At 59.6% G+C, this 21,560-nt stretch carries 14 protein-coding genes and 1 pseudogene; 5 read left to right on the forward strand and 10 right to left on the reverse strand.

What is annotated here, in order from left to right; genetic code table 11:
• Positions 1 to 27: 27 nt before the first annotated feature.
• Entirely contained in the window at positions 28 to 1,194 is a 1,167-nt protein-coding gene (locus NN5_RS08970; RefSeq protein WP_084384833.1) for an FAD-dependent oxidoreductase, read from the reverse strand.
• A gap of 555 nt (positions 1,195 to 1,749) precedes the next feature.
• Here NN5_RS08970 and acs point away from each other — a divergent pair.
• A complete protein-coding gene (acs, locus tag NN5_RS08975) occupies positions 1,750 to 3,693 on the forward strand; it encodes an acetate--CoA ligase (RefSeq protein ID WP_067733930.1) in 1,944 nt (647 codons plus the stop codon).
• 202 nt (positions 3,694 to 3,895) lie between these two features.
• On the opposite strand, the gene NN5_RS08980 is transcribed toward acs, so the two are convergent.
• The 9 genes from NN5_RS08980 to NN5_RS09020 all read right to left on the reverse strand — a co-directional run bounded on the left by NN5_RS08980 (position 3,896) and on the right by NN5_RS09020 (position 15,657).
• Positions 3,896 to 5,746 carry an FAD-dependent oxidoreductase gene (locus NN5_RS08980; RefSeq protein ID WP_084384834.1) on the reverse strand — a complete coding sequence of 617 codons (1,851 nt, stop codon included), beginning with the start codon at positions 5,744 to 5,746 and terminating at the stop codon, positions 3,896 to 3,898.
• 78 nt (positions 5,747 to 5,824) lie between these two features.
• Positions 5,825 to 6,382 carry an SRPBCC family protein gene (locus NN5_RS08985; protein ID WP_084384835.1) on the reverse strand — a complete coding sequence of 186 codons (558 nt, stop codon included), beginning with the start codon at positions 6,380 to 6,382 and terminating at the stop codon, positions 5,825 to 5,827.
• A gap of 20 nt (positions 6,383 to 6,402) precedes the next feature.
• On the reverse strand, positions 6,403 to 8,763 hold the full coding sequence (locus tag NN5_RS08990) for a xanthine dehydrogenase family protein molybdopterin-binding subunit (protein WP_084384836.1): 2,361 nt from the start codon (positions 8,761 to 8,763) through the stop codon (positions 6,403 to 6,405).
• Positions 8,760 to 9,233, reverse strand: a complete 474-nt coding sequence (locus tag NN5_RS08995; RefSeq protein WP_067733934.1) for a (2Fe-2S)-binding protein — start codon at positions 9,231 to 9,233, stop codon at positions 8,760 to 8,762. Before NN5_RS08995 ends, NN5_RS08990 begins: the two co-directional genes overlap by 4 nt.
• A gap of 17 nt (positions 9,234 to 9,250) precedes the next feature.
• Positions 9,251 to 10,132 carry an FAD binding domain-containing protein gene (locus tag NN5_RS09000; protein WP_169800970.1) on the reverse strand — a complete coding sequence of 294 codons (882 nt, stop codon included), beginning with the start codon at positions 10,130 to 10,132 and terminating at the stop codon, positions 9,251 to 9,253.
• 1,057 nt (positions 10,133 to 11,189) lie between these two features.
• Entirely contained in the window at positions 11,190 to 12,131 is a 942-nt protein-coding gene (locus NN5_RS09005) for an XdhC family protein (RefSeq protein ID WP_084384838.1), read from the reverse strand.
• A 108-nt stretch (positions 12,132 to 12,239) separates the two neighbouring features.
• Positions 12,240 to 12,659 (reverse strand): acyl-CoA thioesterase, encoded by a 420-nt coding sequence (locus tag NN5_RS09010; protein ID WP_067733937.1) that lies wholly within the window; start codon positions 12,657 to 12,659, stop codon positions 12,240 to 12,242.
• Positions 12,660 to 12,726: 67 nt separating this feature from the next.
• Positions 12,727 to 15,027, reverse strand: a complete 2,301-nt coding sequence (locus NN5_RS09015; RefSeq protein ID WP_067733938.1) for a bifunctional salicylyl-CoA 5-hydroxylase/oxidoreductase — start codon at positions 15,025 to 15,027, stop codon at positions 12,727 to 12,729.
• A 66-nt stretch (positions 15,028 to 15,093) separates the two neighbouring features.
• Positions 15,094 to 15,657, reverse strand: a complete 564-nt coding sequence (locus tag NN5_RS09020) for a MarR family winged helix-turn-helix transcriptional regulator (RefSeq protein WP_245656373.1) — start codon at positions 15,655 to 15,657, stop codon at positions 15,094 to 15,096.
• Between the two features lie 80 nt (positions 15,658 to 15,737).
• On the opposite strand from NN5_RS09020, the gene NN5_RS09025 reads away from it, so the two are divergent.
• The 4 genes and pseudogenes from NN5_RS09025 (at position 15,738) to istB (ending at position 21,231) form a co-directional block, all read left to right on the forward strand.
• Complete coding sequence (locus tag NN5_RS09025) at positions 15,738 to 17,864, forward strand: ferredoxin family protein (protein ID WP_067733940.1); 2,127 nt, start codon at positions 15,738 to 15,740, stop codon at positions 17,862 to 17,864.
• Positions 17,864 to 19,372, forward strand: a complete 1,509-nt coding sequence (locus NN5_RS09030) for an indolepyruvate oxidoreductase subunit beta family protein (RefSeq protein WP_084384839.1) — start codon at positions 17,864 to 17,866, stop codon at positions 19,370 to 19,372. Before NN5_RS09025 ends, NN5_RS09030 begins: the two co-directional genes overlap by 1 nt.
• Before the next feature lie 630 nt (positions 19,373 to 20,002).
• Positions 20,003 to 20,362, forward strand: a pseudogene (locus tag NN5_RS09035) (IS21 family transposase); the annotation flags it as partial.
• A gap of 26 nt (positions 20,363 to 20,388) precedes the next feature.
• A complete protein-coding gene (gene istB / locus NN5_RS09040; protein ID WP_067733955.1) occupies positions 20,389 to 21,231 on the forward strand; it encodes an IS21-like element helper ATPase IstB in 843 nt (280 codons plus the stop codon).
• Positions 21,232 to 21,560: the final 329 nt, after the last annotated feature.

A 21,560-nucleotide genomic window follows, 5' to 3' on the forward strand; every position in this document is an offset into this window, starting at 1 on the left:
AGCGGAGCAATTATTCTGCTCTCGCTGTTATTCCGCGGTGACAGCGCTACCGTCCGAGGGCGTCGGAACGGCGCTTATCGGCGTAGATCCGGCAGCTAGCCCAAGCATCTGATCTATAAAGGGGTGTGCTACGATGTTCCGTATCATCTCCGGGCGGAACTCGTTCGGAATGTTTGCAAGTTCACCGAACAGGATCGCCCAATGCTGGGTCGTATCGACAAGCGGGCGCATCGCCGCCTCCCATGCCGCCAGCGCGGTGGGAACGTCACGAGCGTCATTAACATTCGCCATGTAAGCTGCGAGCGCCAGCCCATTCTGCATGGCCATTCCGCCGCCCTGACCGAGGTTTGGCGGCTGCGCGTGAGCGGCATCGCCCAAGACACAGGAGTGGCCCGATGACCACGCCTTGCATTTGATCACGCTATAGACGTTCCACGTAACCTCGGCCTCGATCCGATCGAGGAGGAATTTCCAATGCGGAAAGCTCTCCGCCCAAACAGGCAGCACGCGGATATCACGTGCTTGAGAATCGACCTCGGGGCAACAAAGTGCGAGGTAAACTTCCTTGTCGTTGATCGGAGTTACCAGCAAGCGGCGTTTCCCGTTCCAGTTCTCGATGCACCGGTTGCGATCGTCAGGGTGAAATTCATCCTGCGTCGCCAAGACCGTCGTTCGGAGTGCTCCTTCTGCGGTTCGTTCGTGGAAAAGCTCAATCCCAAGCCCTGCGCGAACAGGTGAATTGACACCGTCGCAGCCAATTGCGAGATCGGCCGCTACGCGATCGCCATTGGCTAACCGGAAGGTTCCGTCCGACGCGGCATCGACCACGTTCTTACCCGTCTCGATGCGGACGCCGGCCTTGCGCGCGGCACCTTCAAGCGCTGCAAGAAGGTCGGCGCGATGGATCGTCACCACCTCTACACCCGCCGGGAGGTGGGGCGGCAGGATTACCTCTTCGTTATGGTCGCGCTGCTCGATTCCAAGCCCCTTGAAAGGATTCTGCATCGCTCGCTCGTAGGCCCCCAGTTCACGTAGAACCTGAAGGCCATTTGACCAAGTGTAGATCCCGGATCCGTTCACGCGCAGTTGCGGCTGCGATTCGTACACCGAAACGTCCCAGCCGCGCTGGGCCAAGGCAGTCGCCGTCGTCAAACCCCCGATACCACCGCCGCTGATTATCGCTTTCAGAGCCATCTCTCAATCCTCAGTGCCGCAAACACGAAACGGACGCACTCTCGCCCGACGCTGCGGTCAATTTGATGGCCTAAATGCAACCAGCATGGGCGCCATATGTCAAGTAATTTTATGCTTAAACAATCTAGCGTCGCGAGAGATCCCCATAGGTAAGGTGCGACTGTCAGGACTACGGTTCCCAACTTGCGCTCATGCGCTAGTAAGTCCGAAAAAAGGGAAATATGGCGCGTTTGTGAGGTTGAGCGTATCTCCCACTCATCCGCGCGTCATGTTTAAGCATAAACTATCTTGCGATTCTGGGGTAGGCCTTATACCAGAGGAGTGAGGCAGTCATGAGGGGGCGCTCGATAGATGGGCGTCGGGCTTATCTTTGTTGAAATGCGACACGATCCTTTGAGGCTGAATAAATACTTCCAAATAAGATTATTTTTTAATAACTTGTCTTGAATTTTCAGGACGATTTTTAGAAAAAACTAGGGCGATGCCATGCCAGAGCATCGATGGATACCAATGCCTAGTCTGCAACATTGCTAGAGAGTTTTGGAGAGCGCATTGATGGTTGATGATGTCTTCCTAGTTTCTTCCCATTGGGCGGCCTCGGCGCTGCTCGACAAGGAAAGCAGGGCTGCGGATTATGCACGCTCAATCGAGGATGCCGACGCCTATTGGCTGAACCGGGCGGAGCGGCTGGACTGGCTGCGCTTTCCGATAAAAACCGACGAGAGCAGCTTTGCCGAAGGTGATTTCGGGGTGAAATGGTTCGCCGACGGTGAACTCAACGTCAGCGCCAACTGCATTGACCGCCATCTGGCCGAGCGGGGGGGGCAGACCGCGATCATCTGGGAACCGGATGAGCCCGAGGGCGAGCCGCGCCGTTATACCTACAGGCAGGTCCATGAAGAGGTCTGCCGCTTCGCCAATGTGCTGAAGGGTGCGGGCGCGAAGAAGGGTGACCGCATTACCGTCTACCTGCCGATGATCCCTGAGGCGGCCTTTGCCCTGCTCGCCTGCGCGCGGATCGGCGCGGTTCATTCGGTCGTGTTCGGCGGCTTTTCGCCCGAAGCGCTCGCCGGGCGCGTCGTTGACTGCGATTCCAGCATTGTCATCACCGCCGACGAAGGCCGTCGCGCGGGCAAGAAGTTGCCCTTGAAGGCCAATGTTGACGCCGCGCTCCACCATTGCGCCAGCGTGCACAAGGTGATCGTGGTGCAGGCCACCGGCGGCGACGTGACGATGCAGGCGGAACGCGATCTCTGGCTTCATGAGGAAGCGGCAAAGGTGTCCGCCGACTGTCCGCCAGAGCCGATGAGCGCGGAAGACCCGCTGTTTATCCTCTACACCTCCGGTTCCACCGGCAAGCCCAAGGGCGTGCTGCACAGCAGCGGCGGCTATCTACTCTGGGCGAGCCTGACCCATGAACTTTGCTTCGACTATCGACCCGGCGACATATATTGGTGCGCGGCTGACATCGGCTGGGTCACGGGGCACAGCTACATCGTCTATGGTCCGCTGGCGAACGGCGCGACCACGCTGATGTATGAGGGCGTGCCCAATTACCCGACGCCTTCGCGCATCTGGGAAGTGGTCGACCGGCATCAGGTGCAGACCATCTTCACGGCGCCCACCGCCCTGCGCGCGCTGATGAAGGAGGGGGACGATTTTGTCCGCTCCACCAGCCGCGCCTCGCTTCGACTGCTGGGCACGGTGGGCGAGCCGATCAATCCCGAGGCATGGCGCTGGTATCATCATGTCGTGGGCGAAAATCGCTGCCCGATCATCGACACCTGGTGGCAGACCGAAACCGGCGCGGCGATGATCGCGCCGATGCCGGGCGCCACCGACCTGAAGCCCGGATCCGCCACCTTCCCCATGCCCGGCGTGGTGCCGCAGATCGTCGATGGCGAAGGCCACGTCCTGGACGGTGCGGCGGAAGGCAATCTGGTCATCGCGCGCAGCTGGCCGGGGCAGATGCGCACCGTCTGGGGCGATCATGAGCGCTTCTTCCAGACCTATTTTACCACCTTCCCCGGCAAATACACCACCGGCGACGGGGCAAGGCGCGACGCGGACGGCTATTACTGGATCACCGGCCGGGTCGACGATGTCATCAACGTGTCGGGCCACCGCATGGGCACGGCCGAGGTCGAGAGCGCGCTTGTCCTGCACGAGGCTGTGGCCGAGGCGGCGGTGGTCGGCTTCCCCCACGACATCAAGGGGCAGGGCATCTATGCCTATGTGACGCTCAACAGCGGCGAGGAGACGAGCGATGCGCTGCGCCAAGCGCTGACCCAATGGGTCCGCGCAGAGATCGGCCCCATCGCCACCCCCGATGTTATCCAGTTCGCGCCGGGCCTGCCCAAGACACGGTCCGGCAAGATAATGCGCCGCATCCTGCGCAAGATCGCAGAGGGTGACGTTTCGGCGCAGGCGCTGGGAGACACCAGCACCCTTGCCGATCCCTCAGTGGTCGATATTCTGGTCGCCAATCGACAGGGGTGAAAGCCGCCGTCGACATATGAATGCGAAATGAAGGCTCAGATACGGCATGCCTCTCACCTCAACCTCTATCGCGACATCACTCGACAGTGGCTTGGCACTGTCGGCCATGGCTGGCACAAACATCGCCTCGGCATGGCTGGTTGTGTTCGCTGGAGAAAAGCGGCGAATGGGAATTGTCGGGCGCGCTTCGCGACCAGGCGTGTCAGGGCGAGCGCCCTTCGCGAAGGTCGGCTGTTTCCATCTCGTCAAACTTCTTCCACTGCCCTAGCCTGCCGCCGACTGGAATAGCGGCCCGCGCCTGCTCGACGGAGGTCCAGCCGAGGATTGATGTCATCGCCTGCAATAGATCGTCGGCAGCGGAGCAATTCCACCTTTTCGAGCGCCAAGCGACATGCATGTCGGGACGGACCAGCACGGCACCGCTCTCCTCCACCTCGGAAAGGCGGCTATAGTCGCCGTAGAGATCCTCATAATCTTGGCCGGGGCCGATGATCCGCACATTGATGGGGACGCCTAGCATTTCCGTCAGACCCGCAGCGGCATTGCGCCATGGGAGGCCGCTATTTCCCGTCAGCAGTGTGAAGCTGCCATCTCCGCACAAATAGAGCAATGACGTTCTGCGGCCGTTTCTGAATACCCATCCATGCGGCAGCCGCGCTCCCGGGAAGGTGGTCGACTTATATTCCAGTTCGGTATCCTTGACTGGCGGTGGCATCACTTCTCCAGGCTCGGGCAAGGCAGCCGCCGACACATAGCGTTGGTCGATCTCAAGCGCTGGAGAATCATATAGACGGTGCGAGTTTACGATGCTCTCCCGCATCATGGTGCGGAGATTTTCGGATGTGTCGCTGTTGTCGTTCAGTATGTCACTTGCATTTCCTGGTCCACCCGTGCGCCGTGCCGCCTCCGCAAGGGCGGTGAAGGTGGGGATGAAGTAGTCACGCGAGCCGAACGCCGCCTTGACGATCTGTTCGGCCACTGGCGCTCGTTCAACATCATAACTGTCAAGCAAGCCGGGCGCGGCCCAGCCTTTCATGACGTGCGCGATCTTCCATCCCAGATTATAGGCATCCTGTATGCATGTGTTCGAACCAAGTCCCTTGGTTGGCGGGTGACGATGCACAGCATCGCCCATGCAGAAGACCCGACCTTCCCGAAGCCGGGTCGCCCATTGCTCGTTGATCGTCCAGAGCGATAAGGAATCGATATTCAATGGGATAGAATCGTCGCCGATCAAATCATGCACCGTCCTGATCGCCCAAGCCTCGGTCATGTCTGCCCCGTTCGCTGTCAGATCCCAAGGAACGATTACTAACCAGCGCTTCCACGGCCGGATCATCCGCAGCGGTGCTATATAGCCTTGGCCGTCGTGGTCGCGGACGATCCAGTAGAGCACGCTCGGGCGATATGCGGTGAGGTGGGTTAGATCGGCATCGAAGACGATATTTGCGGCTCCTCCCCCCTTGGCCCTCTCACCTAGGAAGGGCAACCCTGCCAGCTTCGCGACTAAGGAATTGCCTCCATCAGCGCCTATCAGATATTTCGACCGGATGGTGAACTCGTGCCCCGTCAAACGGTTGAATAGATAGGATGTTACCCCATCAGCGTCCTGCTCGAAGCGGGTGAATTCCGTATGGAAATGCACCTGCGCACCCTGATGTGCTGCCGCACCGATCAGGATTTTCTCAAGAAAATTCTGTGGGAGGTCGACGGTCGTTTCGGGCGAGGCCGCCGCGTAGAGCGCGCGCCGGTCAGGATGGATACCGAAAGTGCGCACCCGGCCATATTCGTTGCCGGCAAGCGAATGGCACAGCACCGTTTCGCCAATCATGTCGTTCGGGACGGAGTAGTGCAGCACGTCGTCCATGACACCAAGGTCGCGCAGCACCTCCATGGTGCGCGGATTGGTGATGTGCGCGCGCGGCGTTCGGCACGTCCAGCCGTAGCGGTTGACCACTATGACCGGTACACCAGATCTAGCCAGGGCCAAAGCGGCGGCTCCGCCGGACGGTCCAGTCCCGATTACCAGAACCTCGGTATTTATCATCGTCATCAGGTGCCCTCCATCCCACGCCCGCTTCAGGGACCTTCAGGCAAGGCGTCTGTTGTAATCGTGCTCTGGCTCGGGCACTCAGCCGCGGCCCAGAATGGCGTTGAAGATACGCTTGATGATTCCGAAGATACTTCCTGATTTTTTTGAGGCAGTATCTACCACTGGCTCGGCCTGCGCAGTCGGTCCCCGTTCTTGCTGAAGAGCGTTGCCCATCGCGGCAGCGAACTTGTCTCCGAGATTGTCTGCGATTTTTTGCATAACGCCTGCGCCGAACTTACCGAGGCGTCCGCTGATATTTACTTCAGCAACGCAGCTGACCTCGCAGTCGTCGCCGGTAAGCGGGGTGATAGCAAGCCTTGCCACGGCGCTGATACGGCTAGAATTCCCGCCTTCTTCAGCCTGGATCGCGTATTCCGCAAAGTCTGGGGGGCGCTCTTCGCGCACTTCCGCGACGCCGGCGAAGGACGCCTTGATCGGTCCGACCTGGACGCCGATGACGGCGCGGTACTTGCCGGGGGACAGAAGTACCACCTCCTTGCATCCAGGTATGCAAGGGGCAACTTGTTCTGGGTCAGTGATAAATGTCCAGATACGGTCGGGTGAAGCGGCGACCGTGAAGCGCTTTTCGATTTTCATGCTTACCTTTCGCTCGGAATTTAGCTTACTGATAACGTGTTGAGGACACGTTCGGCCGTGATTGGCAGCGTTCTGACGCGGGCACCGACAGCGTTGGCGACGGCGTTCGCGATAGCCGGCGCGACACCGATGATGGTGGGTTCTGCAAACCCTTTCGCGCCGTATGGGGAGTCAGGGAGCCGATTTTCCAGAAGAATGGCATGGATCCGATGTGGCACCTCCGGAGCGCCAACGATCTTGTAATCCATGAGCGACGGATTCGTAAGGTGGCCGTTGTCCCAAACCAGTTCCTCGTACAGAGCTCCGCTGATGCCTTGTGCGACCCCACCATATACCTGGCCGCGGGCTCCGTCAGGATTGATAACACGGCCCACATCGTGCGCGTGCCATGCGGCGATGACCTCGACCTGGCCGGTATCTTCGTTGACCTCCACCTGCACGGCCGTTGCGCCATAGCCATACCAGACGCCGCCGCCCATTCTGAAGCCGACGCTGCGCGTCTGCACGTGATTGATCTTCTGCTCCTGCATGTAATAGGCATGCGTGCCGATGATCGGGCCGTTGCCCGCATAAAGCCCCCATTGCACAATCGCGCTGAAAGGCAGTTCGGCCTCCGGTGCCTCTATGATGCCGACGCGACCGCCAGGCCGAAGCTCGAGCCTGTCGGGAGGGCACTGCAGCATCACGCTCGCGAACTCGAACAATTTCTGTTTCACAGCGAGCGACGCCCGGTACACGGATTCGGACACGCCGCGGGAAGCTCGGTCCGAAGCGGTTCCGAAATCGTAGGCGACGCCGTCAGTGTCCGGCGCGACGACATTGACATGCTCGACGCCCAACCCGAGCGTGCCCGCGCAGATCTGCGCAAGCGAAGTGTCGCTGCCCGTGCCAATGTCGATATAACCAGTGTTGAGCACCAGCGTTCCGTCTTCCGCCACGCGCACCGCCGCGCTCGACGAGAAAAGTCCACTCTGCTGAGTCACGCTCGAGATGCCGACACCGCGCTTGCGCCCCGTGGGGCCAACGCGCTCCGCGCTGGCGGCAATGAAGTCCGGATGGCTCTGGATGCTCTCCAAGCATTCCGCCAAATGGCAGGAGGGAATGTGATGACTACCCATGTTGTAGTCACCCGACTGCATTGCGTTACGGATTCTGAAATCGATCGGATCGATCTGCAATTTGGCTGCCAATTCATCGAGCTGGCTTTCGCCCGCAAAGGTCGGCTGCATGACGCCGAACCCCCGAAATGCTCCGGCTCGCAACCGGTTCGTGTAGGCTACTCTCCCAACTGTACGCACATTGGGGATGCGATAGGGACCGTGAGCCAGTAGGATGCTGCATTCAAGAACGAGCGGGCTGAGATCGGCGTAGGCCCCGCCGTTCAGGATGATATCGATGTCGCGGCAGAGCAGGGTGCCATCCGCCCGCGCACCCGTTTTCATCCGGATCTTCGCGGCATGCCGCGTACGCATCATGCTCATGTCCTCGTCGCGTGAGAGCACGAGCTTGACGGGTCGCCGCGTTGCCAGCGTAAGTGCGGCCGTGATCGGCTCGACCGATCCGAACTTCGCGCCGAAGCCGCCACCAACCGCCGGTGTGATGCAACGGACCTTGCTCATCGGGATCTGGAGCGCACTGGCGATCGAGAGCTGCGTCAAGAAGATCGACTGCGTCGAGCACCAGACGATCAGCTTCCCGCTGTTGTCGAGTTCCGCAAGCGCGCCGCAAGTCTCCATATACTGGGCATGGATGGCTGGTATAGCGTACTCGCCTTCAATGATATGGTCGCACTCGGCCCAGACCTTGTCTACGTCGCCCGTCTCCAACTCCATGTGGGCAACCATATTGTCGGCGAACGGTGCCTCCGTAGCCCGCGCGTAGGAGCCCGCGTCCTCATGGATGATGGGGGCACCGAGAGCCATGGCCTCCTCGGCATCAAAGACAGCCGGAAGTTCTTCGTATTCGATCTCGATAAGCTGCACCGCTGCTCGCGCAATTGCGACGCTGACGGCGGCGACGGCGGCAATCGGTTCGCCGACGTACCGCGTCTTTCCGCGAGCAAGAATCGGCTCATCGCAAACAGCCGCACCTATATTCTGCACAGGAAGATCTTCGGCCGTCAAGACCGCCTTCACGCCCGGCAGTGCCCGCGCCGCCGACGTGTTGTATCCCAATATGCGGGCATGGGGATAGGGACTGCCGAGCAGCGCGCCATGGAGCATGCGCGGACGCTTGAGATCGTCAGTATATACCGCAGCGCCAGATACCTTCGCAGGACCATCGATCTTGAGTACCGACTGCCCGATCACTGCGTCGATGCGCGGCTCCTGTTCAGGCGCTTCCCCGGGCATTCTTGGCGTCAAATTGTCATATCCAGTCATACCAATTGCTCCGCCGCCAGTTCGATGGCCTCTGCAATCTTCACATACCCCGTGCAGCGGCAGAGATTTCCACTGAGAGCTTCACGGATCTCCGCCTGATCGGGATTCGAGTGCTCCCGCAGAAGGGCAGTCGCGACCAACACCATTCCTGGCATGCAGAACCCGCACTGGGGCGCCCCGACCTTCACGAACGCTTGCTGGACGATCGACGCCTTGCCATTAGGCGCCAGGCCCTCGATGGTCGTGATCTCTTCATCGTCACATTCGACGGCAAGCGTAAGACAGGAGCGCGCCGGAACGCCATTGCGCAACACAGTGCAGGCACCGCACACCCCCTGATTGCAACCTCGCTTCGTTCCTGTCAGGGACAATGTGCTCCGCAGGACCTGCAGCAGCGTATTCCCGGTATCAGGAGAAACAACATGCGTTTCTTCGTTTATGTGAAGCTCAATGCTCTGTCGTTCGGCCATAACGCTTATCCAGTCCACTACGCCGCATTTTGAGAGGCTTGACTAAAAACTCGTGGCAGTAGGCGTCGCACCAGCAAGCGCCGATAGTCGGCCGATCCACGAACATCATCCAGCGGATCGCACGCATTTACGAGTGCTTCCGCTGCCTGAGCGACGCAGTCGCTATCTACGAATGCGCCAATCAGCAGAGCATTGGCTTCCGGACTTCGGATCGGGGCTTCCCCACAACCGCCTATCGCCACACTGGCGGCGGTGCACTGCCCATCGACAAATGCCCCGCTGAAAGCGACCGAAACGGTCGCAAAATCGCCTTCCGTCCTGCCTACCTTGCAATAAGCGGAAACCGAACCCGACGGCGGGGCGGCGAGGTGAATCGCCGTGACCATTTCACCCGGCTCGAGCGCGGTCGTATAATAGCTGATGAAAAACTCGTGCACAGGTACTAGCCGCCTGCCATTCTGGCTCATGATCTCGATCTGAGCTTCGGCAGCTACGAGCGCCGTTGGATAGTCCGCTGCCGGATCAGCATGGGAGATCGAGCCGCCGATCGTCCCGACCGAACGGATCGGAGGGTGTCCGATATTGCCGGCCGCCATGCGAACTACCTCCAGCCGTCCGGTGAGCCGAACTTCCTTCGATACTACCTCGTGCCTCGTCATGGCACCAATGGTCAGGCCATCCGAGGTTGCCCGAATCCCTTGCAGTTCAGAGATTCCCTTCAAGCTGACGAGAGCTGAGGGCTGCACCAGATCTGCATTCATCATTGCCACCAGCGTCGCGCCACCCGCGATGCAGCGGGCATCGGGATCTTCGGCAAGCAACGCCAACGCTTGTTCCAGAGTAGAGGGTCGGTAATACTGCATCTCATCACATCCTTCGGCCGAACCGAGGTAAGACAATCTCCACCGGTCGATGGCGGCGTTGGAATCGCATGGCGATAAACCTACGGGCCCATCCGGGCATGGCGCCCACATCTCCTCGCGCCAGTTTCGACATCTCCGAATAGCCAACGGGCGGTAGGCACCCATGTACGGGCGTGGGCGAGGAGTGACCGGCATCCCGAAGACAACCGGATCACCACAGCGCGGGAGTTGCCAAAAACGCCGGTTTGACGATCGCCCGTCTCGATCATGACGGCAATCTCATCCACTCCCTGCCCGTCTTCCATCTGTCTGCGAACAGACCCTTAGCCTGCATTGCGAAGTTCGCAGCAACAGGGACAACGCCGCCTGCGAGAGATGACTGGCTGAGATGCACTTCTGACATGAACAACCTCTCCGTTATTTTTCCGATAATTTTGGCATGTGAACATCCCATGCTTCATTGTGCCAAATGCTAGAAATGCGCGATGCGCTAAGCTTTAGAGATCAATGTGCTTTATGCATAAAATATATTCTTCGGTATGCTATGGCCGATGTTCGGAACTAGAACCAGCTATGCTTTGAAATTTTGCGAAGATGCTTTGATCATGGACAGTGAAGATCTGGCGATCCCTTCACCTGAACCAGAGCGCCATCGTTGAGTTTCTTCACACTCCTGAATGGCAATATTCAACATTTTCAGGATTATTCGAAGAAGCATGACAGTCATTTAGCGTGCCGCACTTGAGACCGAAGAACGAAAGCGCACGAAACGTTTCTGCTGAAGCCTAAAATTTCCGGCAAGGACATCATCTGCCGCTGCCAGCCGAAAGCATCACCCCCTCTAGTTATTGCTATCATAATTCATACGTCAAAAAAGTTGCATGTGCAAGCGTTTTTGTGAAGCGGCTACGATAAGCCTGATGGCTGAGCGCCCGATACAGGGGGCCTCCTGGCCGCCTTGGATCGTTCATTAGTGGCCACGATCCATATTCGTGGTTCCGATTGGCGTCGGAGATGTCGGAACCTTTCCGGCGGACTGCTCAGATGGAAGAGAGCACAATCCGGCCTCGGGCAGTTAGGCTTCGTTTTCGGATCACGGGGCTGCCAAAATCTGCGATTGATAGAGTTCAACGACCTGACTCAGCACGGACAGCGCGAGCGTGTCGGGATCGCGTGTCGCCGGGATCAGGCCGATCGGTCCATGGAGTCGCGCAAGCATCGCGTCGGACAAGCCACGCGACCGCAGGGCATCCAATCGTCGAGCCTGCGTCGACCGGCTGCCCATCGCGCCTATGAACAAGGCCTCTTGCTCCAGCGCCTGCCCCATCAGGTCCAGTTCCCAATCGTGATCGTGAAACAGCATCACTACGGCTGTGAAGGCATCAGTGCTCAGAAGGTCGGACCGAGCGGGCGTCTTGAGCAGCGCGGCCGACATCCCCGAGTCTGCAAGTCGCGCGATGATATCTGCGTCGGGCGAAAAAACCGCGACCTCTGCGCCATAGGCCGAAGCAAGTCTCGCGAGCGCATCGGTCTCAGTGCCATGGCCAACGATCATGAGGCGCAGATCGGGATGGTGGCGCGCTACGAATTCATCTCCATGCCAGCCGGTTCCAGTAGCCCCCAACTGCTCGGTCGCAAGGCTCCCATCGCGGCCGATGACGAGTGCGACCGGAATCCGCCTTTCAAGCATCCGTCGAGCCGTTTCGATGCTTTCCTGAGCCGGATCTGGCACGATAAGCAAATCGAGGCCGCCGCCACAGGGCAGGCGAATGTCAATATAGGGCGAACCGACGCCCAGACGCAGGCATTCGGGACTGCCTGATGCAATGATGCGGAGCGCCTCACCGACAACGGCGGCTTCGACGCAGCCGCCGGAAAGGGATCCATGATATGCCCCGCTTTCCGTGATGGCCATGTGTGTTCCAGGCGAACGGGCCGACTGTCCTATCACATCAGTGATCGTCACCAATGCAGAGCGTTCACCACGGGCCGTGGCATCGCTCAAAAAACGGACGAGGGACAAAGCGCCTTTCATTGGAACTCTTTCTCTCAACCGCAGTCGATCAGCACAGGCGGTCGTCGTACATGGAGCAACGTGTTCGGCGAAAGGCTGGTTCGCCTCGTCAGCAAGGCGCCGGCCAAATCAAGCAGTCGTGTCACAACCATTTGCCAAAAGGTTGGAGCGGACCGCCTCTGGCCACTCGGTCGACCGTTTGGCAATAAGATCCATGCAAACGAGCACAATCTCGGCACGGAGGCGGTCTCGGCCATCTGCTGTGAAAAGCACGTCGATGGCACAACTGCTCCGACCGACATTTCTCGGAGTGATAATCACCGTGAGTTCGTCACCGATCTCGCTCGGCGAAATGAAGTTCACATTCAACTTGACAGTCGGGACACCGAGACGAAGCTCCCTGTGCATCGTGCGGAAGTCGAAGCCGAGTTTTTCTTCAAACCAGTCTTCGACTGCCGCATTCAGCATCTCGAAATAACGCGGATAAAAAACAATACCGGCCGCGTCGACATGTGCGAATCGCACCTTAATAATGGTTTCAAAGCTCATATATTTTCAGTCCTCTAAACCTGTTCGCGCCCGATGATCCTAGAAGTCGAATAATCATTGGCTACGATCAGGCGCGCCCGAGCTCGCTCTGCATCTTGGCGTTCCGCGCTGCCTGCTCTTGTCCCAGCCTGTATGGTCGCGGCACGAACTGGGTCCAATCGTCAGCGTGCGCTGCCGCGCGCAATGTCCATGCCGAATCCGCAAGATGTGGACGTCCGAGTGCGACGAGATCGGCCCGACCGGCCATCAGTGCCGAATTGACCTGGTCGGCCTCGTAGATATTGCCGACCGCAATCACCGGCATGTTCACCTCATTACGGATCTGGTCGGCAAATGGCGTCTGGAACATACGCCCATAGACCGGCCGTGCGTCCGATGCAGTCTCGCCTGCCGAAACGTCGATCAGATCGACCCCTATCGCCTTCATCCGGCGTGCGATCTCGACTGCATCGGTGGGCGTGATCCCGTCGTCACCCACCCAATCGTTCGCAGAGATCCTGACAGCGATCGGCTTATGCTCGGGCCATGCCGCACGTACCGCCTCCAGGATCTCGAGCGGCCAGCGCAGCCGTGCTTCGAGCGAGCCACCGTAGGCGTCGTCGCGGTGATTCAGCACGGGCGTGATGAAGCTCGACAACAGGAAGCCGTGGCCGGCCTGTACCTCGAGCATGTCGAAGCCGGCTGCGTCGGAACGCTGGGTCGCAGCAACGAAGGCATCCCGGATCCGCGTCATCCCCGCAGCATCGAGCGCCTCCGGAACGAGTCCTCCCTGCTTCCAGGGTAGAGGTGAAGCCGACACGATGGGCCATGGATTCTCCAGCGGGATGTCATATTCTTCTTCGGGGACCCGGCATGCTGCGCGTGCGCCGCCATGGCCGATCTGGGCACACATCTTGGTAGCGCTGTGCGCATGAACGAAGTCATTGATCGCGCGCCAGCCCGCAATCTGCTCATCGGAGTAGAGACCCGGACATGCCGGACTGACTCGCCCCTCAGGGGCAACGGCGAGCATCTCGGTGATGATGAGGCCAGCGCCTCCGAGCGCGCGGCTGCCATAATGGACGGGGTGGAAATCCGTCACTTGGCCTGCAGCGTCTGCGCAGTAAGTCAGCATGGGCGACATTACCACGCGGTTGGCAAGACTGAGGTCGCGCAACTGGAAAGGTGTGAACATCGGCTGGATCGGCTTCTCCCGGTCCGCATTGCCTTTCCAGAACCAGCGCTCGACCCCCTCTAGCCAGGCCTTGTCCCGCAGCCGCAGATTCTCGTGGCTGACCCGCTGGCTGCGTGTCATCAGCGAATAGGCAAATTGCGGCAGATCAAACCCCAGATAGCGATCGAGGGTTTCGAACCATTCGGTCGAATTACGCGCGCTGTTCTGAATCTTGAGAACCTCTACGTGCCGCTCGGTCTGATATTCAGCCAGAGCGACGGCGAGCGCAGTTTTGTCTTCCAATCCAGGCCGGTCGAGAACCTGCGCGAGCTTTATTGCATCCTCGAATGCGAGCTTCGTCCCCGACCCGATGGAGAAATGTGCTGTGTGAGCTGCGTCCCCGAGTAGCACGACATTGTCGAATGACCATTGCTTGCAGATTACGCGGCGGAAATTAATCCACGCTGCAGAACCCCGAAGATGCGCTGCATTGGTGATTAGCGAATGCCCATCCAGATAACGGGCGAAAATGCGCTCGCAAGTCGCGATAGACTCGGCCTGCTCCATCCTGTCCAGGCCAAGACCTTTCCAGGTCTCGGGCGAACATTCGACGATGAAGGTCGAATGAGTCTCATCAAAGCGATAGGCATGAGCCCAGATCCATCCAGCCTCAGTTTGCTCGAAGAAGAAGCCGAAGGCATTGAAAAGTTTTTTCGTTCCGAGCCAGCAAAATTTGTTGCGGCGCGTCTGAATGTCCGCCTCGAACTTCTCAGGGAAGGCGGTACGGATTTGGCTGTTTATGCCGTCCGCGGCAATTATGAGATCGTAGTCGCTAAAGCGCGAGAGGTCTGAATTGAATTCGGTTTCAAATGACATGACGACCCCGAGCTCGCGCGCCCGATCTTGCAGAATTTGCATCAAATGCTTGCGACCAATTCCGATAAAACCATGTCCGCTGGACACGATCGAACGGCCCGACACACTTACTTCGATGTCGTCCCAGTGTGCGAAGCTCGCTGCAATCGTGGCTGCGCTGACGGGATCGTTGGCCATTAGATTCTCGAGCGTCTGATCGGAGAAGACCACGCCCCAGCCAAAGGTGTCTCCGCTACGATTCCGCTCGAACACCTCGATCTCGTGATCTGGGTTTCGCAGCTTCATCGAGATCGCGAAATATATCCCGGCGGGACCGCCTCCCAAGCATGCAATGCGCATATCAATCTCCTATTTGCTTTAGGCCTAAAGCAATTTAGCCCGGCGTGCAAGTGGAGAGGCTTTGCGTCAGTCGAGATTGTCGTAGAGCCGATTCAGGAGGTCCAGAAGTCGGGAGAAGTCTTCAGCGGAGAAACCTTCGATCAGACGGCGGTACGTCGGGGCAGTTGCCTTGCGCGAAAGAGCAACCTTCTCTCTGCCGGTTTCCGTGAGAAGAAGTTCAGTGACGCGTCCGTCTTCAGGACTCGTGCGCGCCACTATGAGATCGTTCTTCTGCATTCGCTCGACGATGCGCATCATTGTCGACAGGTTGATCACGGCCGACCGTCCTACCTGGGTGATCGCCTGCGGCTCCTTCTGGGCGAGAATCATGAGAACACGCCAGGACGGAATGTCGACGCCGATTGGTCGCAGCACCGCCTCGATCTGGACGTTGTAACGGCTGACGGCGCGATTCAGCAGATAGAAGGGGTAGAGTTCGACATGAAAATTTTCCGAACCGGGGTCCGCTAGCGGGCGTAAATCCTGAGACAACCCTAATCTCCAAAAATCACATAGACAAATTACTTGCACATGCAAGTTTTCTGCGTAATATTCAATATCATCGAACCGCGCGAGGCGGTTGCGACTCAATTCTGCATGGCGACAGCGCGCATCGCAAGGATGCCATGCGACCGATGCGAAGTCGGCGCAAGTGACGGGACAGGGCAGCAATGGCTGAGCGTAGTTTTAAGTCTGAAGTAAAGAAGCTCACGGCGGGTGCCGGGGAGGTGTTCGAGGGTGAAGGCATTCTCGCCGTCACGAAGGCGCTCTTGCAGTCGGGCGTTGCCTATGTCGGAGGCTACCAAGGGTCGCCCATCAGTCACCTTATGGACGTGTTTGCGGACGCAAACAACCTGCTCCAGAGCCTCGATGTTCATTTCGAGGCAAGTGCCTCTGAAGCTACCGCCGCAGCGATGCTTGCCGCCTCGGTGAATTATCCGCTGCGTGGCGCCGTCGCCTGGAAGTCTGTCGTCGGCACGAACGTAGCGTCGGACGCTCTTTCGAATGTCTCGTCGGGCGGCGTAACTGGCGGCGCGCTGATCATCGTCGGCGAGGATTATGGCGAGGGTTCCTCGATCATGCAGGAGCGCACGCACGCTTTTGCGATGAAGTCACAGATGTGGCTTCTCGATCCCCGCCCTAATCTGCCGAGCATCGTCGAGGCCGTCGAGAACGGATTCCGCCTGTCGGAGGCCTCGAACACCCCGGTAATGCTGCAGCTTCGCGTGCGGTCGTGCCATATGACTGGCTCCTTCGTTGCGAAGAACAATATCCGCCCGGCCTTCACCGTGGCGGATGCCGCGGCCAAGCCAGTTCGTGATACGCAGCGAATCGTGCTCCCGCCCGCCAACTTCCTTCATGAGATCGAAAAGGTCGAGAAGCGCTGGCCGGCGGGTATCGATTTCGTCCGCGACAATCGGCTGAACGAATGGTTCGGGCCGGATGTCGAGGACATCGGCATCATCGTCCAGGGCGGTCTCTACAACAATCTCGTAAGAGCAATGGAACTGGACGGTCTTTCGGATGCCTACGGAACCTCCCGCCTTCCCATCTACTGCCTTAATGTCACCTACCCGTTGATCCCAGAAGAAGTGGCGGATTTCTGTCGGAACAAGAAGGCGGTCCTGATCATCGAGGAAGGACAGCCTGAATTCATCGAACATGAGCTCAACACGCTCGTCCGCCGCGCGGGTCTGGAGGCGCGAGTTTGCGGAAAGGACCTGCTACCCCGCTCGGGCGAGTATGGCGTCGACGTCCTACGGAAAGGCCTTAGCAAGTTTCTTGCCGATTGGCGTCCCGAACTGGCTTCCAACCGAGACGAGGAGGCACCGCTGCAGGCTGCCGTAGCCGCGCAGATACCGCAGCGGCCCGCCGGCTTCTGCACCGGATGTCCCGAGCGACCAATCTTCACCGCTATGAAGCTCGTCGAGCGCGAACTCGGTCCCGCCCACGTGTCGGCGGACATCGGCTGTCACGTCTTCTCGGTCCTCCCACCCTTCGACATTGGCAATACGACGATGGGATACGGCCTTGGGACGGCCGGTGCATCGGCATTCAAGCCGAAAGACAAGCGGGCCATCGCCGTCATGGGTGACGGCGGCTTCTGGCACAACGGCCTGACCTCGGGCGTCGGCAATGCTGTCTTCAATCAGGACGACACCGTCACGCTCATCATCGACAACGGTTATTCGGCCGCCACCGGGGGGCAGGATATTCTGTCATCGAAGGCTAACAACGCCGAGCGATCGACCAAGCATCCCATCGAGCAGGCGGTGCGCGGCATTGGCGCGAAATGGGTACGGTCACTGTCGCGCACCTACGACATCAAGCAGATGCGGGACACTCTTCGCGAGGCGATGACGAGCGAGGAAAAGGGGCCGAAGATCATCGTCGCACAATCCGAGTGCATGCTCAACAAGCAACGTCGTGTGAAACGAGAGCAGTCCAAGGCTTTGAACGCGGGCCAGCGAGTCGTTCGAGAGCGGTTCGGCGTCGACCCAGATACATGCACTGGTGATCACAGCTGCATCCGGCTCTCGGGCTGTCCCTCGCTGACCATCAAGCCCAATCCCGACCCTCTCCGACAGGATCCCGTGGCGCACGTCGAGAACAGCTGCGTGGGCTGCGGCCTGTGTGGAGAGGTCAGTCACGCCGCAGTCCTTTGCCCGAGCTTCTACCGCGCCAGCATCGTCTCCAATCCGGGGCGCTGGGAGCGAACGCGCAGGCTGATTTCCAGAGTGATCGTCAGCTATCTTCAGCGGCGCGATGATCGCGCCCGTTCAGCGAGGGCATACTAATGAACGATATGCCGAAATCAAAAGCGTTGGTGCCGACAGACCACGGACGCATCGGTATCGCTATCCTGGCGCTCGGCGGTCAGGGTGGCGGGGTCCTCGCTGACTGGATCCAGCATGTTGCGAGAGCCAAGGGTTGGCTTGCGCAAGGGACGTCGGTACCGGGTGTCGCTCAACGTACGGGATCCACCGTATACTATGTCGAACTCGGCAAAATGGACGGCGATCGTATGCCCGTGATGGCGCAGATGCCCGTTCCAGGCGATGTCGATATCGTCATCGCGTCCGAGCTCATGGAAGCGGGCCGTGCCATGCTACGCGGATTCTCCACCGCTGACAGAACGACGCTGATCGGATCGACTCACCGCGTCTATGCCATCTCCGAAAAGATGGCGATGGGCGATGGGCGCGGCAACAGCGACAAGATCGTCGAGGCAGCGGGTAGGCGCGCCAAGCGCTTCGTGGGCTTTGACATGGAGGCCGCCACCTACCGGTCTGGAAGCGTCATAAGCGCGGTCATGTTCGGCGCTCTCGCCGGCAGCGGCGCTCTCCCGTTCGCGCGCGCAGATTTCGAGGAGGCGATCGAAGCGAGCGATATCGCAGTCCCGAGCAACATGCGCGGGTTCGATGAAGGCTACCGCGCTGCGCAAGGCAGCGTCGAGATGCCGACCGAGACCGAGCATCCGCTACCTATTCCCACGACTATTGCGGGTCGAGCTCTTCAGGATCGGGTTGGTCAATGCCTGCCGGAGGCTGTCTGGACTCACGCCTTGCACGGGGTGGAGCGACTTACCGATTACCAGGACGCGGCGTACGCGGGTGTATATCTGGACCGCCTCGTCGCGCTCGCGGCACTCGATGCTGCGCCGTGGGAACTCACCAACGAAGTAGCGCGTCACCTTGCGCTCTGGATGAGTTACGAAGACACGATCCGTGTCGCAGATCTCAAAACACGGGCAAGCCGCTTGGCTCGGGTTCGATCGGAGGTTGGTGCCGCCGACGGACAACTGCTTTCGGTGACAGAGTTCATGCATCCTCGCCTTCAGGAGATTTGCGACACACTTCCTGCCTTGATCGGTCGATCCATCCTGAAGTCGCGGTCTCTGTCGCGGTTCCTAGACCGGTTCTTCCAGAAGGGCCGTTATATCAATACCACGAGCCTGCACGGTTATCTGATGCTACGCACGATTGCAGCTTTCCGCCGCATTCGGCGAAAGTCGCTGCGTTTCCACGAAGAAAGCGAGCGAATCGAAGACTGGCTTCGGATTACCGCAGACCTCGCTCGGCGAGAGCGTCGGCTTGCCCTGGAATGGGTGCGATGCCAGCGTCTCATCAAGGGTTACAGCAGTACCTTCGAACACGGGCTGCGCAGCTACACCGCAATCCGCGCGAGTTTCCTTGCGCTGCCGGCCAGCAGCCAGTCGGCCGAGTGGCTTCAGCGAGCCCGTGATGCCGCACTTGGCGGCGAAGGTGGTCACGAACTCGAGATATTCCTGAAGCTCGCTTCCTAACTTTAGCACGGGCCATCGGCTGACAGTCGGCGGCTCATGCGTCCTTCCTCGCAAGATAAAGGCCGTGCAGACTTGCTGCATAAAGATCGGCGCGGGAGATAGAAGTTGCGCAGACCATTCGATGGGACTGTCCTTCCAGGGCGAGTGCTGCCACCATTGCCATCTAGGCGGTCTGCATAGACCGTAGCGGCCAACAAGTCCCAAGCGACGATCTGGGCCGTCATCGACCGGGTTACTAGCTGTAGGCGCTGAGATGCGCCAAATCCGCCAGAATCATCGCCTTTCTCTCGATCTGCACAGGATAGGCAGGAGCGGGACGTCGATAGTTCCGCCCGTCTCTGCAGCAGTCGTATCGATCAATCAAGATATCCCGATCAACCGGTAATCTTCAGCGGCGCAATGACGACCGCGCCGGCTCCAAGCGGTCGAAGCAGTCCGCCCGACAGGCGCAGGCCCAAGCGACCGACTCCTGCGCTTTGCTTGATACCGACATCTTGCCGCCGCCTTGCCCGCGACGGCTACGTGTGCAGGGCGGTGACAAAACCAGCCACTGGAACGCCGGCATATTGCTGAGCGTGGCGGTATAAAAGCCAGCCAATGGATAGGCTGCTCCTTTTGGGGGGGCCGGGGATGTTCGTCGTGGAAGTCTACGCTGCCGTTCGTCGTTTCGTATTCATCGAAGGCAGGAGCCGGCGCGAGGCGGCGCGGGTTTTCGGGCTGAGCCGCGAGACGGTATTGAAGATGTGCCGGTTTTCGTTGCCGCCGGGTTACACGCGGACGAAGCCGGTGGAGAAGCCGAAGCTGGGGCCTCTGCTGCCGGTGATCGACGCCATATTGGAAGCCGACCGAGATGGGCTGGTGAAGCAGCGGCATACCGCGAAGCGGATTTTTGAGCGGCTGCGTGACGAGCATGGTTTTGCCGGCGGCTACACGGTGGTGAAGGCAACGGTGAAGACGACTGCGGCCGCCGATTATGCGGCGCTCGTTCCGGGCCTGGCGGCATGACCGGCGACACGATGCCGATCGGGACGATGAGCGGCACGCCCCAAGTCCTGCTTACCCATCATCTCAAGCAGCTGAAGCTGCCGACGGTGCTACGCGAGTATGAGAAAGTAGCGCGCGAATGCGCGCAGGGCGGCATCGACCATCCCCGTTATCTGCTCCGGCTCATCGAGCTCGAGCTGATCGACCGCGAGCGTCGAACGGTCGAGCGGCGCATCCGGGCGGCGCGGTTCCCGGCGGTGAAGAGCTTCGACACGTTCGACTTTGCCGCCATCCCCAGCCTCAACAAGATGCTCGTGCTCGAGCTGGCACGCTCCGAGTATATCCTGCGTCGGGAAAACATCATCGCGCTGGGCAACAGCGGCACCGGCAAGACCCATGTCGCGCTCGCCCTGGGGCTGGCGGCCTGCCAGAAGGGGTTCACCGTTGCCTTCACCACCGCAGCGTCGCTGGTCAACCAGTTGATGGAAGCGCGCGACGAGCGGCGCCTGCTCAAGCTGCAGCGCGACCTGCAGGCGGTGAAGCTGCTGATCGTCGACGAACTCGGCTATGTACCGCTGTCGCCGACCGGCGCCGAACTCCTGTTCGAAACCTTCTCGCAGCGCTACGAGCGCGGCTCGACCATCGTCACCTCCAACCTGCCGTTCGAGGACTGGACACAGGTGCTGAGGGGCGAGCGGTTGACCGGCGCGCTGCTCGACCGGCTCACCCATCACGTCAGCATCCTGACCATGAATGGTGACAGCTATCATCTCAAGGAATCCGCCGGCCGCCGCCGCGCCGCCGCCAGGGCGGAGCAAAACCAGGCCATTACCGAAATCGTCGATCCCGACACCGGCGAGATCACGACAACCTGACCGGGAAAGGCCGCCAACGATATACAAAGGGCCCCGATCGGGGCCCTTTGTATATCGTTATCCCCGCCTGCTTTTACTCCGCCCCGCTGGCCTGGAATCCAACCGGCGTTGACAGCTACGCATCGAACCTGCTGTTGATCTGTCATTTTCCGGCGATCTCACACGGCGGGCTGGGCTGATTCAAGCACGGGTGTCTCGCGCGCCCGCCAAATTTTGGGCGCCAATTCCGAACTGCTTGTGCGCCAATCGCCCCAATCGGCAGTGCGGGTGAGGAATGGCGCCTACAGGCCTGCGAGCCCTGAACGCAGGATCGGCGGATCGCATGCGCG

Origin of the sequence: Novosphingobium naphthalenivorans NBRC 102051, from assembly GCF_001590985.1 — a bacterium.
GTDB classification, from domain to species: Bacteria; Pseudomonadota; Alphaproteobacteria; order Sphingomonadales; family Sphingomonadaceae; genus Novosphingobium; species Novosphingobium naphthalenivorans.